The sequence below is a fragment of the Chitinophaga deserti genome (genome assembly GCF_003149455.1).
GTDB classification, from domain to species: domain Bacteria; phylum Bacteroidota; class Bacteroidia; order Chitinophagales; family Chitinophagaceae; genus Chitinophaga; species Chitinophaga deserti.
In genome coordinates this window covers 132,043-149,694 of record NZ_QFFK01000002.1, presented here as the reverse complement: position 1 = coordinate 149,694, position 17,652 = coordinate 132,043, and the positions used below count along the sequence as shown (strand labels likewise).

Annotated in this window: 15 protein-coding genes; 12 read left to right on the top strand and 3 right to left on the bottom strand. The window is 49.4% G+C overall.

Features of this window, described 5'->3' with window-relative positions; genetic code table 11:
* Positions 1–4: 4 nt before the first annotated feature.
* Positions 5–916: a DUF6528 family protein gene (locus DEV76_RS04600; protein ID WP_109695606.1), complete on the top strand. Its 912-nt coding sequence runs from the start codon at positions 5–7 to the stop codon at positions 914–916.
* A 6-nt stretch (positions 917–922) separates the two neighbouring features.
* Here DEV76_RS04600 and DEV76_RS04595 read toward each other — a convergent pair whose 3' ends face one another.
* Entirely contained in the window at positions 923–2,371 is a 1,449-nt protein-coding gene (locus tag DEV76_RS04595; RefSeq protein ID WP_109695604.1) for a hybrid sensor histidine kinase/response regulator, read from the bottom strand.
* 39 nt (positions 2,372–2,410) lie between these two features.
* Entirely contained in the window at positions 2,411–3,823 is a 1,413-nt protein-coding gene (locus DEV76_RS04590; RefSeq protein WP_157962717.1) for a sensor histidine kinase, read from the bottom strand.
* Positions 3,824–4,107: 284 nt separating this feature from the next.
* Between DEV76_RS04590 and DEV76_RS04585 the strand changes: the two genes are divergently transcribed.
* From DEV76_RS04585 to DEV76_RS04570, 4 genes are all read left to right on the top strand, one after another.
* The gene (locus DEV76_RS04585; RefSeq protein ID WP_109695601.1) at positions 4,108–4,515 is read left to right on the top strand and encodes a hypothetical protein; all 408 of its coding nucleotides are present in this window, start codon (positions 4,108–4,110) and stop codon (positions 4,513–4,515) included.
* A gap of 18 nt (positions 4,516–4,533) precedes the next feature.
* Entirely contained in the window at positions 4,534–5,166 is a 633-nt protein-coding gene (locus DEV76_RS04580; RefSeq protein WP_109695599.1) for a YciE/YciF ferroxidase family protein, read from the top strand.
* A 67-nt stretch (positions 5,167–5,233) separates the two neighbouring features.
* Entirely contained in the window at positions 5,234–6,100 is an 867-nt protein-coding gene (locus tag DEV76_RS04575; protein WP_109695597.1) for an SDR family oxidoreductase, read from the top strand.
* Positions 6,075–7,112 (top strand): DNA topoisomerase IB, encoded by a 1,038-nt coding sequence (locus DEV76_RS04570; RefSeq protein WP_109695595.1) that lies wholly within the window; start codon positions 6,075–6,077, stop codon positions 7,110–7,112. Before DEV76_RS04575 ends, DEV76_RS04570 begins: the two co-directional genes overlap by 26 nt.
* 33 nt (positions 7,113–7,145) lie before the next feature.
* Here DEV76_RS04570 and DEV76_RS04565 read toward each other — a convergent pair whose 3' ends face one another.
* On the bottom strand, positions 7,146–7,514 hold the full coding sequence (locus tag DEV76_RS04565; protein WP_109695593.1) for a hypothetical protein: 369 nt from the start codon (positions 7,512–7,514) through the stop codon (positions 7,146–7,148).
* 226 nt (positions 7,515–7,740) lie between these two features.
* On the opposite strand from DEV76_RS04565, the gene ku reads away from it, so the two are divergent.
* From ku to kdpB, 7 genes are all read left to right on the top strand, one after another.
* Positions 7,741–8,514, top strand: coding sequence for a non-homologous end joining protein Ku (gene ku / locus DEV76_RS04560; RefSeq protein WP_109695591.1), 774 nt, complete (start codon positions 7,741–7,743; stop codon positions 8,512–8,514).
* On the top strand, positions 8,511–11,129 hold the full coding sequence (gene ligD, locus DEV76_RS04555; protein WP_109695589.1) for a DNA ligase D: 2,619 nt from the start codon (positions 8,511–8,513) through the stop codon (positions 11,127–11,129). Before ku ends, ligD begins: the two co-directional genes overlap by 4 nt.
* A gap of 128 nt (positions 11,130–11,257) precedes the next feature.
* Positions 11,258–11,752, top strand: a complete 495-nt coding sequence (locus tag DEV76_RS04550; RefSeq protein ID WP_157962716.1) for a hypothetical protein — start codon at positions 11,258–11,260, stop codon at positions 11,750–11,752.
* 80 nt (positions 11,753–11,832) lie between these two features.
* The gene (locus tag DEV76_RS04545) at positions 11,833–13,170 is read left to right on the top strand and encodes a sigma-54-dependent transcriptional regulator (RefSeq protein WP_109695585.1); all 1,338 of its coding nucleotides are present in this window, start codon (positions 11,833–11,835) and stop codon (positions 13,168–13,170) included.
* A 162-nt stretch (positions 13,171–13,332) separates the two neighbouring features.
* The gene (locus DEV76_RS04540) at positions 13,333–13,668 is read left to right on the top strand and encodes a DUF7674 family protein (protein ID WP_109695583.1); all 336 of its coding nucleotides are present in this window, start codon (positions 13,333–13,335) and stop codon (positions 13,666–13,668) included.
* A 186-nt stretch (positions 13,669–13,854) separates the two neighbouring features.
* Positions 13,855–15,570 (top strand): potassium-transporting ATPase subunit KdpA, encoded by a 1,716-nt coding sequence (gene kdpA, locus DEV76_RS04530; RefSeq protein WP_109695579.1) that lies wholly within the window; start codon positions 13,855–13,857, stop codon positions 15,568–15,570.
* A gap of 21 nt (positions 15,571–15,591) precedes the next feature.
* Positions 15,592–17,640, top strand: coding sequence for a potassium-transporting ATPase subunit KdpB (gene kdpB, locus DEV76_RS04525; protein WP_109696642.1), 2,049 nt, complete (start codon positions 15,592–15,594; stop codon positions 17,638–17,640).
* Positions 17,641–17,652: the final 12 nt, after the last annotated feature.

Genomic DNA, 17,652 nt, shown 5'->3' with positions numbered 1-17,652 from the left:
ATCCATGAATGCCATCTTTATTTTTCTTGCCCTTCACTTACATCCGGCAAACTATCCCATGTTGGTCACCGACCAGTCGGAACATCGTATTATGCTGATGCTGGTTCCATCAGGAGAATTGATCCGCGAATGGCGTGCGGCCGATATCCCGGAAGCGCACCGTAAATGGTTTCGTAACCCCAGCGAAGTGAAAGTTTCCCGAGATTGTAAGTACATTCTCACATGTGCTTCCGGTGGCGGAGTTGCAATTATCAGGCTGAGTGATGCGAAAACGCTCTGGTACGATTCCGTAGGCGGCAATCCACATTCGCTGGACATTGCGCCGGGAAATACCCTTGTGGTAGCCTCCAGTACCGGCAATCAGTCTACGGTATTCAGATACGACACTACATCATTATACCGCCCTAAACGCCCCCGTAAGACCTTTAAAGTGCCTGATGGCCATGCTGTCAATTTCTATGATTACAGGTTCTACATTGCCGGCTCTGATAAGATTTTCCTGTATGATTACAGGGAAGATAAGCGGAAAGATGTGGCAGATCTGGTGCCGGCGGGTTCAGTTCAGATTCCGGGGCATGGTGCACATGATATGATATATGGCTCCAGGCAGGACATTTTCTATCTCACCACAGTAGATACTTTGCTGGAGTTTCACATAAAAGATAATTCCTTCCACCCCATATCCGGCAAAACTGTCCGTAACATAAAGAGCATTTCTGAAGCCCCGGAAGGCTTTCCGAAAATTGTCACATTACCTAAAGAACAGTGGTGGACCGATGAGGTGCAGGATCTGAAGGGCAATACCATCATACGGTTGCCGGGCGCCAAAATATATAAGGCGCGCTGGTTGACGGGCTTTAAAACTTCATTTACCACAATCAGTCGTAATGGGGAAAAGCAGGTAAAGTCGTGGTAAGCAGGTTTAATTGGCAGGTAAGGTAATAATGAAAGTAGTGCCTTCTCCCATGGCGCTTTCCACCTGGATATGCCCTTTGTGATTAATAATAATGTTTTGGGTAGATGTAAGCCCCAGGCCGGTACCCTTCGTTTTAGAGGTGAAGAAGGGGTCGAACAGGCGGGCCTTGTTTTCTTCAGGAATCCCCATACCGTTATCCTGTATGCGAATAATGGCTGCTTTGCCTTCCCGGTAGGTACTGATGGTAAGAACGCCTTTTCCGGGAGTCATGGCTTCAATGGCATTAATGAAGATATTCAGCAGGGCAATCTGTATTTTTTCCTCATCTGCAGTCAGCATTATAGTTTCATCAGTTAGTTCCAGATTTAACCTGATACCATTGAGTTGAAGGCGGTCAGTTGCCAGTGCCAGAGAACTGCCGGTCAAATCATTCAGGTTGTGATCCTGCAGATGCAATTCCATCATGCGGGTAGATTGCAGTAACTCCGTGACCAGTTGATTGATACGGGTACAGTTTCTTTCAATTATATCAAGGTAAAGATTGGTATCGTCAGGGTCAGGTACTTCTTCCTGCCTGAATTGCCCTACGGCGAGAATGATATTGGTGAGCGGATTGCGGACCTCATGTGCGATTACACGGGCGATGCGGCCGGAAATTACGAACTTCTCCTGCTGCCTTTTCTCCAGTTCCTCCCGCTTTTTATCTGTAATATCTTCTGCCACACAAAGAAACGTACCCAGCTGCTCGTCCAGCTTATTAGCATTTACGAGAACGGAAAGCTTCTTTCCTGATTTATCACGGAAAGTGAATTCCTGTTGAACAATAGCGGCTTCAGTACAGATTTCTTCGAAAAACCGTTTCGCATCCGATTCCTGGAAGAACAGATCTTTCATGTTCATTACCAACAGCTCTTCGCGGGAGTATTGTATTTTTTTCCGGGCATTGGGATTTGCGTCGATGATATTCATGTCGCAATTAGCCAGGATAATGATATCGTGACTTTTTTCGAATATCCCAAAGTACTTTCGCTCGTTTTCTGCGATAGCCCGCAGGTGTTTAAACTCAGTAATGCCGTAACGGATAGCGCGTTCCAGCTCAGGACCGGTAATATCCCCTTTTACAAGGTAATCGGTAGCCCCGGCAATCATCGCCTCATTATCGATTGCGTAATCTCCTTTGCCGGTGAGCATGATAACGGGAGCCTCGTATCCGATTTCCTGGAAATGCCGCAGTATATCAATACCCGTATGCATCCCCAGGCGGTAATCCACCAGGTAAAGATCATGTTCCTTGCGGCCGATGGCCTCAAGTGCTTTATCATAGGTAGAAGCCCAGGTCAGGTCATATTGGTCGGGAGCTACATCCTGCAGTACAGTAGAAACAAGGAAGAAATCATCTTCATCATCGTCTACCATCAGGATGCGTTTGCGGGATTCTTTCATATTATGGTTCATAGTATTTCTGCTTATCAGCAAGAAACATGCTCAAAAAAATCAATCTTCCCTTAATTGTTTAAGCGGAAGGGTAATAATAAATGTGGCACCTTCACCAGGGATGCTTTCTGCAGAAATATAACCCTGGTGGGCTTCCGCGATTTTTTTGCAGATAGCCAGTCCTATGCCTGTGCCTTTATATTCGCTGACGCCATGGAGGCGCTGGAATATCAGGAAGATGCGATCGGCATAGGCCTGATCGAATCCAATGCCGTTATCCTGTACGCGGATGCGGATATATTTTTCATCTGCCTTCTTTTCGCTGGGTACGCCGGCATCTTTTCCGGAAAGTATCTGGCCGGTGATGGAAATTTCCAGCGGCCGCTCAGGGTCGGCGAATTTGATGCTGTTGGAGAGGATGTTCTGGAACAGCTGGTGTAGCCCGGTATCAATGCCCTCGATAACGGGGAGCTGGTCCTGCTGAACAGTCCCCTTTTTTTCCTGCAACGACACTTCAAGATCACCCAGTACATCGCGGAGGAGTTCGTTGAGATCTACCTGAGCGATGGTATCGGGGGTGATGCGACCTGCTCGGGAGAAAATGAGCAGATCATTAATGAGTACCCGCATCCGGCCTACTGCTGATACCATCCGGTCGATCAGCTGTCCTGCTTCCGGCGGGATCTCATCACGGTATTTGAGGAGAAGCCGGTCGGAGAAAGTGGATATTTTCCGCAGGGGTTCCTGCAGATCGTGAGAAGCAACGTAGGCGAACTGTTCGAGTTCCTGGTTGGATTTGTTGAGGAGGTTGATGTTTTCCTGTAACTCACGCTGATAACTTCGCATCCTCGACTCAATATGGAGCTGGAGGCGGAATTCCCGGTTGAGGGTTACATAAGAATATATGCCGATTATGATGGCGATCAGTGAAATGATGAAAACAACCGGAATCCACAGATTAGAGAAAAACTGGAACAACCGCGACTTTTCAGTTAGCTGAACCTCCTCAATATCAATCATATCCTGCATTTTCCGATCTATGAGGTCCATAGCCATTTCTCCTTCCTTTACGGATATTTCCTGGTTAGGGTCAGTGGCGCCAGTAACGAGTTGCCCGTATTTGATGTCCAGTAATTGCTTGAGGGTGTCAAGATTTCTCTGTTGCGGGGGATCGTCGATGATCTGACGAAGTTTCCGGTATTCTTTTTCAATCAGGTTGCTTCGCTCGGTCATGCTGGGATGGAGGAACTCCTGCTGATGGGTGATATTGAACCCCCTGATGGCAGCCTCAGCATCTTTCAGGTGCCTGGAGATGTGCTCCAGGCGCTTGGATACTTCTACCGCATGTTGCAGGCGGGAAGCATTGTGCATGAGATTTTTGGCGATGAGGTACGATACAACGCTTGCACCGATAATTGCAGTGAAAGCGATAAAAAATCCCACCCGTATTTTCTTATGTATGCTAATATGCATTTCCTTCAAACTGTTTATGGATGCCGGTTTTGGATGTGCAAGATTTTCCCCATACTGAAAACTCCCTTCTACATGGGCATCGGAGGAAAGCCGCAGTTTTCCGGCCGGTACATCCCCCAAATTACGAAAACCCCCTGATTCAAACTGCAGTGTCGGTATCTGATCGTATTTCCTGTAGCAGTTAATATTGTTGTTCCAGCCCTGTTACGCAAATCATATGCCTCTGGTTGGAATGTTGTTTGGATAGTTAAAAGAAAGATCGTAAACCTTAAAAACATCCAGGCATGAAAAACGAGAACGATAAGAATACCCGTCCCAATCCAACTCCGCCCGGGCCGCAGGCTCCGGACGAAAACAGAGGGCAGGGTGGTGGCCAGCCAAAACCAGGCCTGGGCCAGGAGCCCGATAAGCAAAACCCTGATATTCCAAAAGAGATCCCTAAAAGAGAGATCGACCGCAAACCAAGTGATCCGCAATCAGAACCAGAGCAGGGACCCCGACAGGATAAACCCGAAAAGGGACAACCACAGGGAAAACCTGAAAAAGGGCCACATCAGGACAAGCCTGACATCCCCGAGAGCGAGGAGAACAACGATGTTGAAGAGCAATCCCCCGACATCATTGGCCAGCGCGAGGATAAGGATCAAAGTATTATTGACAAAAGGGATCGATTTCCTTTTCCTAACAAATAGTAAAAACCTACACACATTATGGCAACGAAGAACACCAAAACGATCCGCGGCGGCAGCGCTGCTAAATCGAATGGCAGTAGCCGCAGTAACGGCACTACGAAGAAATCAACTCCGGCTGCACGTACTTCCGCTTCGCGCGGCAATGGCAGCGGGATGGAAAATTCCCCTTTCCATAAGTTATTCATGGACGAGCTGAAAGACATCTACTGGGCTGAAAAGCACCTTGTGAAGGCACTCCCCAAAATGGCTAAAGCCGCTTCAACTGCGGAATTGGTGGATGCCTTCGCAGATCACCTCGAAACCACTAAAGGCCATGTAAGCAGACTGGAAGAGATTTTTGAATTAATGGGCACACGTGCCGTTGGTAAAAAATGCGAAGCCATGGAAGGCCTTGTTGCAGAAGCACAGGAGCTTATCAGTGAAGAAGATCCCTCTTCCGTACTTGATGCAGGCCTGATCATTGCCGCGCAGAAAGTAGAGCATTACGAAATTGCGACTTATGGCAGCCTCCGCACGCTCGCAAATAAAATGGGCCATTCTGAGGCGGCCGGAATACTCGAACAAACGCTCAGCGAAGAAAAAGAAGCAGATTCCCTCCTCACTCAGATCGCAGAATCGAAAGTGAATGAGGAAGCGCTGGCGGAAGATTAATTCACCAGCGATACAAGGCTGCTGCATGAAAGTGCAGCAGCCTTTTTTTTGACCGAACATTCAGTGTATGCAAAAGTCCAGCAGGAAGAGAACCCTTCGTCCGCCGCAGCGGCAGCTCAGGCAGCCGGGGATGGAACATAAAATGAAGCCGTTGCCGGAAGCCGCTCCCAAAGCTGCTCCGGGTGGCAGGCTGCAGGATAAGGTAGCCCTCATTACCGGGGGCGATAGTGGTATAGGACGCGCCATAGCCCTGGCTTTTGCCGCGCAGGGAGCGGATGTTGCCATTGCCTACCTCGATGAAACAGCAGATGCAAAGGCCACTGCACAGGGCGTAATGGAACGGGGGCGTGAAGCACTTCTTATTCCCGGAGACATCAGCAGGGAAAAGCATTGCGAGAAAATCGTAAAACTTACAGTGAAGAAATTCGGCCGTATCGATATACTCATTAATAATGCTGCCGTGCAGTATCCTCAGAAGTCGATAGGTGAGATAACCGCAAAACAGCTGTTAAAAACGTTTTCCGTCAATATATTCCCGCAATTTTACCTCACCCGCTATGCCCTTCCGCATATGGCCCGGGGAAGCAGTATCATCAACACCACTTCAGTAACCGCCTACCGTGGCAGTGCACACCTGGTTGATTATGCCGCAACCAAAGGCGCAATAGTTTCTTTTACCCGCTCACTGTCATCGATGCTGGCAGATAAGGGGATTCGTGTGAACGGGGTAGCCCCCGGCCCCATTTGGACCCCGCTGATCCCTGCCACATTTCCCCCCGACCATGTCGCCAACTTTGGTTCTGATACGCCGCTTAAGCGCGCCGGAGAGCCCAGGGAAGTGGCGGGGTGTTATGTGTTTCTGGCATCTGAAGAAGCGAGCTATATAACAGGTCAAATATTACACCCCAATGGAGGAGAAATTGTTAACGGCTGATGCGCCGGCAGTGGCACAAGCTGCAAAACTTCGCTACGTACACCCGGGATCGCCGGGAATTACCCGCATGCGTAAAGGCAGTAATTTCTATTATACGGATGCTTCGGGGAAGCGCATTACGGATGAAGCCGTACTGGAACGCATCCGTGGCCTGGTGCTCCCGCCTGCCTGGGAGAACGTATGGGTCTGTCCGTATGCAAACGGTCATTTACAAGCCACTGGAAATGATGCCATGGGTCGCCGGCAATACCGCTACCACACCCGCTGGGCTGCAATCCGTAATGAAACTAAGTTTTACCGCCTGCTGGAATTTGGGAAATTACTCCCTAAAATCAGGCGGCAGGTAACAAATGATCTGCGGCGTAAGGAGCTGGACCTGCCAAGAGTGTGCGCCATCGCTATGCGGGTGATGGAGGAAACACTTATGCGCGTTGGAAATGCTGAGTATGAGAAGAAGTATCAATCGTACGGACTTACAACCCTCCGCAACAGGCATGTACAGTTTAACGGCCATTCGGCGCTATTCAGATTTAAAGGTAAAAAAGGCGTTGAGCACAAAATAGAGCTGAGGCATGCCGCTCTTGCCAGGCTTCTCCGCAAAGTGCGCGATATCCCGGGACAGGAGCTTTTCCAGTATTACGAAAACAATGAGGTGAAAAGCCTCGACTCCGGCGCGCTCAATGATTATCTTAAAAATATCACCGGACAAGAATTTACCTGTAAAGATCTTCGGACATGGGCCGGAACCATAGAAGCCTTACATCTGCTGGCAGGTTGCGAAACGGCAGCATCTGCTGCGGAGGGTAAACGAAAAGTCGTGGAAGTATTGGACCAGGTAGCCCGGAAACTGGGGAATACCCGCGCAGTGTGTAAAAAGTACTACGTCCACCCCGCAATTACCGACCTGTTCGAAAGGGGCGAAATGGGGCAGTACACCGGACGGAATGTGGATGAAAAACTACTATTGAAAATCCTGAAGGACCATCATACACAAAAACGGCGGAACCCATAACAGGTACCGCCGTTTCTTTCATAAAATCATCCATCACAGCCCGCCGAAGATCTGTTGTTCTTCACGATCTTCGACCGGTATCTTCTGCAGGAATTCATCGAATCCTGCTTCGTCATGCGATGTATATACCCCATAGGCGTCTATGACATACCCTTTCTTGCCATTCTTGTCTTCCAGCAGGTACAACACTGAATTGTCTGAAGGGTCGGATTCGCCTTCGAATCGGTAAGTCTTGATAATCATAAGATCATCAGGATTATAGATTTCATCACCATCTACAGGCTGCATTCTGCCATGGTCACTCATTTTAAACTCATTGTCATAGCCTTTCGAATGAAGCTTAGCCATTACCTGAGAGAGGGTATTCATTTCGCCGGGTTTATCTGTTCTAAGGTTTTCCATAAAAGTCGTATTTGTTTACTGATGAAACCCAAAAGCTATGCCACTGCGAAAAAAAATGGCCTGATTGTTGGCGGAAGGTTTTTAAAGCGATCAAATCTCATTTGAACAAATTCCCCCGATAGTTATGCATATGAAGAAACAAGGCCGTTCCGTTCCCGGAACGGTTTTTTTATGCAACTACCATGGTATAATGATTGTTGTACTGTAGAACTAAACACTATCCGTTATGAGAGCTATATGGACAGGCAGCATAGGCTTCGGCCTCGTTAACATTCCCGTTAAATTATACAGCGCTATCCAGGAAAGCCGCCTCGACCTGGATATGCTGGATAAGAAAGACCATTCCAAAATCCGTTTCCAGCGCATAAGCGAGAAAACAGGGAAGGAAGTAGCATGGGAGAACATTGTTAAAGCCTATAATTACAACGACAAATACATTGTGCTCGATGAGCATGACTATGAAGATGCAAGCCCCAAGAAAAGCAAGATCATCGAAATATCGTCATTTACCGGAACCGACCAGATCGATGCCGTGTATTTCGAAACTGCATACTTCATCGAGCCAGATAAAGGAGGCGGCAAAGCTTATCAATTGTTGTTAAAAACGTTGGAAAAGACCCGTAAAGTTGGGGTGGCGCTTTTCGTACTTCGTACACAGGAACATTTGTCGATAGTTCGCGCAAATGGCGACTACCTCATGCTCCACCGCCTCCGGTTCGGGGAAGAAGTGCGGGAGGCCGATGAGCTGAAACTACCCGATAGTACGACCATTCCTAAAAAGGAACTGGATATGGCAGTAAAGCTGGTTGAAAGCTACACGGAAGACTTCGATATTACAGCATACAAAGACACTTACCGGGAAGAACTGCTGCGGATCATCAAAGCTAAAGCTGCCGGTAAACGTGCGGTGGTGAAGAAGATGAAAGTTACCGGTACAAAGAGTACGGATCTTTTCGAACAACTGAAAGCCAGCCTTGGACCTAAAAAGCGTGTATCATGACCCTTCAGCAGTATAAGAAGAAAAGAGACTTCAAAAAAACGAGCGAGCCGGTTTCCGGCAAAGCAGCAGGAACGAAGCACATCTTCGTGATTCAACGGCATCATGCCACACGCCTCCACTACGATTTCAGGCTGGAAATGGACGGTGTGCTGAAAAGCTGGGCCGTGCCTAAGGGGCCATCACTCAATCCGGCAGACAAGCGGCTGGCCATGGAAGTAGAAGACCACCCTTATGACTACAAAGATTTCCAGGGGGAAATTCCGCCGGGCAATTATGGTGCGGGATATGTCTACATCTGGGATAAAGGCACTTATGAGTTACTGGAAAGTAATGGGAAACCGTTTGATAAAGCAGCATTGGCTGAATGGAAATCCGGCAGCCTGAAAGTGGTTCTCCATGGGAAGAAGCTTAAAGGAGAATTTGCCCTCGTTAAAATGCGTGGCGGTAAGGAAGAGAATGCCTGGCTGCTCATCAAGCATAACGATAAGTATGCGGTTCACGATGCTTACGATAGTGAGGAGCATACCCCTAAAACGATCATAAATAAAGGTAAAGGCCCGCATAATGTAAAACCTGATGCTGCAACCTCCGTAAAGAAGGCCGCCGGTCCAAAGAAAACTACCGTTAAAAAGACAGCAACGCCTAAGAAAGCCACAAAATCAACCCCTACAGTCAAAAAAAAAGCCCCGGAAAGTGAGCGGATGAAGGAATTCTACAAGCCTATGCTTGCTACGCTTGTAGACGCACCATTCGACCGCCCCGGTTGGATATTTGAAAATAAATGGGATGGATACCGTGCTATTGCCCGGGTAAAGAATGGGGAGATACAGTTGCTTTCCCGTAATAAGTTGTCTTTCAATGAAGTATATGCCCCCATTGTAGATGCTGTAGCGAAGATTCCCCACAACGTAGTGCTGGATGGAGAAATCATCGTTCCCGGTACAGGTGGAAAGTCGGATTTCCAGGCCCTTCAGAATTACAAAACCACGCAGAAAGGTAATTTAACCTACATGGTGTTCGATTTACTCTACCTCGACGGGCACCCGCTGGAAGATCTGACACTCCTCGAAAGGAAAGAATTGCTGAAAGAAATCGTAATGCGCCTGGATGACCCTGCGGTGCGGTTTTCCGGGCACGTAGAGGAGAAAGGCATACAGCAGTTCCAAAAGGCCAAAAAGGCCGGCTGGGAGGGTGTAATTGCGAAGAATGGGGAGAGTACTTATGCTGAAGGTGCCAGGTCGCTCAACTGGCTTAAGGTGAAAGTGCTCAACCGTCAGGAAGCCGTTATCTGCGGTTACACCGCGCCAAGGGGAAGCCGCAAGAACATCGGTGCTCTCATCCTCGGGGTATATGAAAAGGATAAGCTCCAATATATAGGGCATTGTGGCGGAGGCTTTAATGACACCGGATTGAAAACCCTGCATACCAGATTGCAGCAGCTGGAAACTGATAAATCGCCTTTCGCATCAAAAATTAAAACCAATACACCAGTTACATGGCTAAAGCCGCAACTTGTTTGTGAAGTGAAGTTCGCAGAATGGACGAACGATGGCCATCTCCGCCAGCCCATTTTCATAGCCCTGCGCGACGATAAACCCGCAAAATCCGTAACCCGGGAAAACCCTAAACATGCGCCTGCAACAAAAACAGTTAACATGAAAAAGTCCGGCCCATCAAAGCAAGCATCCCCCCCGCCCGATTCATCCGATAAGGAGAAGACGATCAGCCTCAACGGCAAAAACGTTACGCTCACCAATCAGCAAAAGCTTTACTGGCCGGCAGAAAAGATCACGAAAGGCCAGCTGGTAGATTATTACCTCTCTGTAGCGGATTATATTCTCCCCCATCTCAAAGACCGGCCATTGAGTTTGCACCGGTTCCCCAACGGCATTTCGGGGCAGGCATTTTATCAGAAGGATCTCGATGTTAAAACCATCCCTTCCTGGTTAAAAACCACGGAGGTTTACTCCGATTCAACCGACAGGATGATCGACTATCTGGTATGCAACAATGCTGCTACACTTGCCTGGATGGTAAATCTCGGATGTATAGAGATCAACCCCTGGCTGTCGAGGCTCCGGAAACCGGATCATCCGGATTTCATTGTGATTGATCTCGATCCGGATAATATTGCTTTTGAACATGTGGTGGATACCGCAAATACGGTAAGGAAAGTGCTGGAGGAGCGGGGTATTAATTCATTTGTAAAAACTTCCGGATCGCGGGGGCTGCATATTTACATTCCAACCGGGGCTAAACATCCTTATGACACCTGCAGGCTGTTTGCAGAGTTTGTGGCGCGGGAAGTGAATACCCTGCTTCCCGAAACAACGAGTGTGGTTCGGGCCAAAGCTTCACGGAAGAAGAAAGTTTATATCGATTTTCTGCAGAATTCAAAAGGGCAGACGATCGCATCTCCGTATTCGGTACGCCCTAAACCCGGCGCAACTGTATCAGCCCCGCTGGAGTGGAAAGAGGTGAATAAGAAATTGAAGATGACGGATTTTCACATGGGCAACATCGGGAAGAGACTGGACAAAAAGGGCGACCTGTGGGGCAATATCCTCAATGAAAAGAACGACCTGAAAGCTATCCTGAAAGTAACCGGAGAATAGCTAAAACGGCAGTAGATAAAGGTTTCTGCCCGTTTTTTATTGTTGAAAATATTGCAATGGCATGCCAATTGGATGAAAGAATACAGAAAAAGCCGGAAACGGCTATTGTTCACCAAATCCGCAAAGCTATGGCAAAAGCCGAACGTTCAATTTTCAGGCTGGTTTGGGTATACGCCTTCATCATTACGGCCATTTGTATAGGATTGGCCGGCGTTTTTTACCTCACGCACTGGTTCTCTGACCTCTGGACCGGTTACATTATCAGTGGTATCATTTTTATTGGTGTAATGCTCACAGTAATACATGCCAATGGTGCCCTCGGTGGAAGTGCCTCATTATACCAGCTGGGGCTTACCGGGCTGATCACGGCAGTATTGGCTACGATCATGATAGCCACGGTTACACTATTATTCCACCTGGTAACAGTGCCTACTGATCCGGCGGTATTGAATACTGCTACTGAAGAGGCACGCATCAATGAATACAGTATACAAACGCGGCAGGGATTCTGGATTTTTATGGTAACCAACGTCCTGTTCGCAAATATTACCCTCGGCGTTTTGGGTGCTCTTATTGGCGCCATTGCCGTGAAAAGAAATCAGCAAACGGAGAATGCCGGTTAAGGCAATACCCATCTATTTACGGGAACGAACCGGGAAGGGCTGAATGCCTGACCCGGTTTTTTTGCGCTACATTTGCTCCCATGACCCAGGGAACGATCCTTATCATTGATGATGAAGCACAACTGCGGAAACTGCTTGCCCGGCTGCTGGCATTGGAAGGTTATACTATCCTTGAAGCCCCGGATGCCCGGTCGGCCCGCAAAGTCATGGAGAAATCCGAAGTGCATGTAGTGCTTTCCGACGTAAAGCTCCCGGATGCCAATGGCGTGGAGCTTACCCAACAATTGAAATCTGCTTACCCCGATACCGAAATCCTCGTCTTAACCGCATATGGCAATATCGCAGATGGGGTGCAGGCAATCAAGAACGGGGCATTCGATTACCTTACCAAAGGTGATGACAATAACCGCATCCTGCCACTGGTAAGTAAGGCGATGGATAAAGCCCGCCTGCAATCACGCGTGCGCTCGCTGGAAGAAAAGCTGGGAGGCAAGCATGATTTCAGCCAGATCATCGGTAAATCTCCCCGCATACTCGAGGCGGTGAACCTGGCCCGTAAAGTTTCTGCTACCGATGCCACCGTGCTGCTGCTGGGTGAAACCGGATCGGGAAAGGAAGTATTCGCACAGGCCATACACCGGGCCAGCGCGCGCTCCGCACAGCCTTTTGTAGCTGTAAACTGTAGCGCATTCGGGAAAGAAATACTCGAAAGCGAACTGTTTGGCCATAAGGCCGGCGCCTTTACCGGAGCGGTTAAAGACAAGAAAGGATTTCTGGAAGAAGCGCATACCGGAACCATTTTCCTCGATGAGATCGGGGAAATGGCGCTCGATCTGCAGGCTAAGCTGTTGCGTGTGCTGGAAACAAGGGAATTCTATAAAGTAGGGGATGCTAAACCCGTGAAAGTAGATATCCGCATCATTGCCGCTACTAACCGTAACCTGGAACAGGAATCCGAAAAAGGGACTTTCCGGGCTGATCTCTATTACCGGCTGTCCGCCTTCCAGATCCAACTGCCATCCCTGAACGATCGCCGGCAGGACGTTCCCCTCCTTGCAGAGTATTTCCTTACCACGCTCAGTCCGAAGAATAATAAGCGCATCACGGGTATGACGCCTGCTTTCCGCGAAGCGCTCCAGCACCACCACTGGCGCGGCAACATCCGGGAGCTTCGCAATGTAATCGAACGGGCTGTGATCCTTGCCGACGGGCCGGAGCTGGATACTGACATGCTTCCCCTTGAATTTTCCCATACAGAAGCGGATGGCCCTGCCCCGCTAAGCCTCGCAGATATGGAAAAGAAACACATTGCCAGGGTATTGCAGGCCGTGAATGGTAACAAAACCCGGGCAGCAGAAATGCTTCAGATCGGGCTTACCACCCTGTATAACAAGATCAAAGAATATAATATCCGCTAACCGGGTTATACCCTGTTTCTGCAAACAACCCTTCCGTTTTTGCATGGTGCCGGCACGTCTGAAAAGGTGTGCCGGTTTCTTATTTTATTGAAAATGATGCGCTTATGATGGGTTTGTAATGTTTGGCATCCTGCTGGTTTACAGAGTGCAAAATCACTTATCATGTTACCGGATGCTAAAATCCATCTCCTGCTGGCGCAACAGATCCCCGGTCTCCAAACGGAGGCCGATCGTATAGGGGCGCCGGCAAAAATTATCCAGGCATTTACAGCTTATACCCGGCGGATGATCCGCAACGAAGAGCTTCCCGAAATCCGGAAGTGCTTTTCTATGGCCGGCGTATTGTACAAAAATGGCAGCCATCTGTTGCGCAATGCTATTGAGTCGGTGTTTTTATACGGCCTGTCTCCTTTGTTGAACGCTCCCGTAAAATCACTGCTGCCCGTATCCCTGCAAAACGTGCGTCGTCAATTCATCTTAAACAATACACAATGCTGATCCTTCTGTTACTGCTGGCCGGGCTCATTTGCTTCTGGCTGTTTTTTGCATCGGTAGATTATTTCGACAAGATTTAAAACGCAAAGCCATGATGAACGCACTCTTCATTTTATCCCTGCTGGTTTTCTGCTACATGGTTTACGTGTTGCTGAAACCTGAAAAATTCTGAGTTAATAATTCTCTTACATGAACACCGAACTTTTAGGCATTATTGCCACTTATGCCATCACCCTCCTGATTGCATTTCCCCTCGGCCGCTATATCGCAAAAGTTTTTGCGGGACAGCGGACGCTCCTGGATTTTATGGGGCCACTGGAACGCGGGATTTTCCGGTTCTGCGGTATAGACCCGAGAGAGGAAATGAACTGGAAGCAGCACCTGAAAGCCTTACTGACCATCAATATGCTGTGGTTCGTGTATGCTTTCTTTCTCCTGATTTTCCAGGACAAACTCCCCCTTAACCCTGACCAAAACGTAGGTCAAACTCCTGATCTGGCCTTCAACACGGCAATCAGCTTCCTGGTAAACTGCAACCTGCAGCACTATTCCGGCGAATCCGGGGTAACGTATTTCACGCAACTGTTTGTCATTACATTCCTACAGTTCGTAAGCGCAGCTACGGGTATTGCAGCGCTGGTAGCGGTATTTAAAGCGCTTCGCCAGAAAACCACTTCACAGCTGGGCAACTTCTGGGATCACCTCCTTAAAACCACCACCCGCATATTACTTCCCATCTGTATCGTGATCGCCGGTATTCTGGCATTTCGTGGTACACCGGCCAGCTTTGCGGGGAAAGACACGATCGTAACCTTACAGGGCGATACCGTACAGGTATCCCGCGGGCCGGCAGCAGGAATGATTGCGATCAAGCACCTCGGCACCAATGGTGGCGGTTGGTTTGGCGCTAACAGCATCCACCCGCTGGAAAATCCGGATTACCTCACCAATATGACCGAAGCTATTGCACAGCTGATTATTCCCATCGCAATGGTTTTTGCACTCGGGTTTTTCATTCAGCGCAAGAAATTCGCTTACGTCATATTTGGTGTGATGACCGCCGGTATGCTGGCACTACTGATCCCAACCATTATATCCGAAGTTGGAGGTAACCCGGCTATTTCACAAATGGGTATTTCCCAGGCAACGGGTGCCATGGAGGGCAAGGAAGTCCGGTTCGGACCCACTGCTACTGCATATTGGAGTACCATCACTACCATTGTGTCCACCGGCTCTGTAAATGGATTCCATGACAGTACCATGCCCATGACCGGCATGATGCAACTGATCGCTATGATGACCAACTGCTTCTACGGTGGTTGTGGTGTGGGTATTCTCAATTACTTCATCTTCATCATCATTGCCGTGTTCATCTCCGGACTTATGGTAGGCCGCACGCCCGAATTCATGGGCCATAAAGTAGAAGCGCGCGAAATGAAAATCGCTGCGATCATAGCCTTGCTGCATCCGTTTCTGATACTGGCCGGTACTGCGCTTTCATCATTTGCCATTGCACATGGATGGGGTGCGGGATGGGCTACCCAGCCGGGCGCCTGGCTGAATAACCCCGGTTACCACGGATTCTCGGAAATGCTGTACGAATACACCTCTGCCGCTGCCAATAACGGTTCAGGGTTCGAAGGACTGACGGATAACAACATTTTCTGGAACGTAAGCACCGGTTTTGTACTGATCCTGTCCAGGTTCCTCCCCATAATCGGTCCGGTAGCAATAGCAGGTATTCTGGCTTCGAAGAAACACGTACCCGAATCTGCAGGTACACTGCGGACGGATACGGCCACTTTCGGTATTATGACCTTCGCCGTTATCGTCATCATTGCCGCGCTGGCTTTCTTCCCTGCCCTGGCCCTCGGCCCCATCGCGGAATATTTTTCCCTGTACTAACGAAAGCAAATGCTTAAGAAAATGAAAACAAAAGATAATAAACTGTTTCCGGCCGATCTGGTGAAGGTAGCCCTCTCGCAATCCTTCGTGAAACTGAACCCTCGCCTCCTGATCCGCAACCCCGTTATGTTTACGGTGGAGCTGGGTACGCTGGTGATGCTGATCGTAACTCTTTACACCGCCTTCAGTAACGATGCCTCTCAAGGCTCGTTTGGATACAACCTCACGGTGTTTATCGTATTACTGCTCACCGTTCTCTTTGGCAACTTCGCCGAAGCCATTGCCGAGGCACGTGGTAAAGCACAGGCCGAGAGCCTTCGCAAAACAAGGGAAGATACCCCGGCTAAGAAGGTGCTGGCAGTTGGCGAAATCTTCACAGATGAAATAAAAGTAGTACCCAGCTCCCAACTCCATAAAGGCGACCTGTTCGTTTGCGAACCCGGCGATGTGATCCCTGCCGATGGAGAGATTGTGAAGGGTTTGGCGAGCATCGATGAGTCTGCCATCACCGGAGAAAGTGCCCCCGTTATCCGGGAGGCCGGCGGCGATAAAAGCTCCGTGGTAGGGGGTACCAAAGTACTGAGCGACCGTATTGTGGTGCGGGTAAGCGCCGGCGCGGGAGAATCCTTCCTCGATAAAATGATTGCACTGGTAGAAGGCGCCTCGCGGCAAAAAACGCCCAACGAAATAGCGCTCACCATCCTGCTGGCCAGCTTCACCCTCGTATTCATCATCGTATGTGTGACGCTGAAACCCTTCGCAGACTTTGCACAAACGCCCATCACCATCGCGGCCTTCATCTCCCTGTTTGTTTGCCTGATCCCCACTACCATCGGCGGACTACTGTCTGCCATCGGTATCGCGGGGATGGACCGTGCCCTTCGTGCCAACGTGATCACCAAATCCGGTAAGGCAGTAGAAACTGCAGGAGACGTGGATGTGCTGCTACTGGATAAAACCGGAACCATCACCATCGGTAACCGAAAGGCTACCAACTTCTACCCCACTAATGGTTACGATACGGCAGAGTTCATCCGTTACAGCGTATTGGGTTCACTGGCCGATGAAACGCCTGAAGGTAAATCCATCGTGGAGCTGGCCGGCAGGGAAGTATCCTCTAGCCTGAGCCTGAACGGTGCGCAGCTGGTGCCTTTCACGGCAGAGACCCGCAGCAGCGGCATCAATATGAGCAACGGTACCCGCATCCGCAAAGGAGCCTTTGATGCCATCCGCAACCTGAGCGCCAAAGCCGGGAACGATTTCCCGGCAGATACGGCGGAGATGGTGAAGAAGATCTCCGGGAACGGGGGTACACCACTGGTAGTGTCTGTCAACGATAAAGTAACAGGTGTTATTGAACTGCAGGATATCATCAAGCCCGGTATCAGCGAACGCTTTGAAAGGCTCCGCAGAATGGGCGTTAAAACGGTGATGGTAACGGGCGATAACCCCCTAACGGCCAAATTCATCGCGGATAAAGCCGGTGTGGATGACTTTATAGCGGAAGCGAAGCCAGAAGACAAAATGGCCTACATCCGCAAAGAGCAACAGTCAGGCAGGCTGGTGGCCATGATGGGCGACGGTACGAATGATGCCCCGGCTCTTGCGCAGGCCGATGTAGGCGTGGCCATGAACAGCGGCACACAGGCCGCGAAGGAAGCGGGTAACATGGTGGACCTCGACAACGACCCTACCAAGCTCATTGAGATCGTGGAGATCGGGAAGCAGTTGCTCATGACGCGCGGTACACTTACCACTTTTTCCATCGCTAACGATGTGGCCAAGTATTTCGCGATCGTTCCGGCGCTTTTCATCCTGTCGGTACCGGCGTTACAGGGCATCAATATCATGAACCTCCACAGCCCGGAAACGGCCATCCTCAGTGCGGTGATCTTCAATGCCATCATCATCCCCCTCCTGATACCGCTGGCATTGCGCGGGGTGGCATACAAGCCTATAGGAGCCAGCGCATTGCTGCGCAGGAATCTGGTGATCTATGGACTTGGCGGTGTGGTGGTGCCTTTCATTGGCATCAAGCTGATAGATATGGTAGTTGCATTATTCTTTTAAACTGAACAGAAC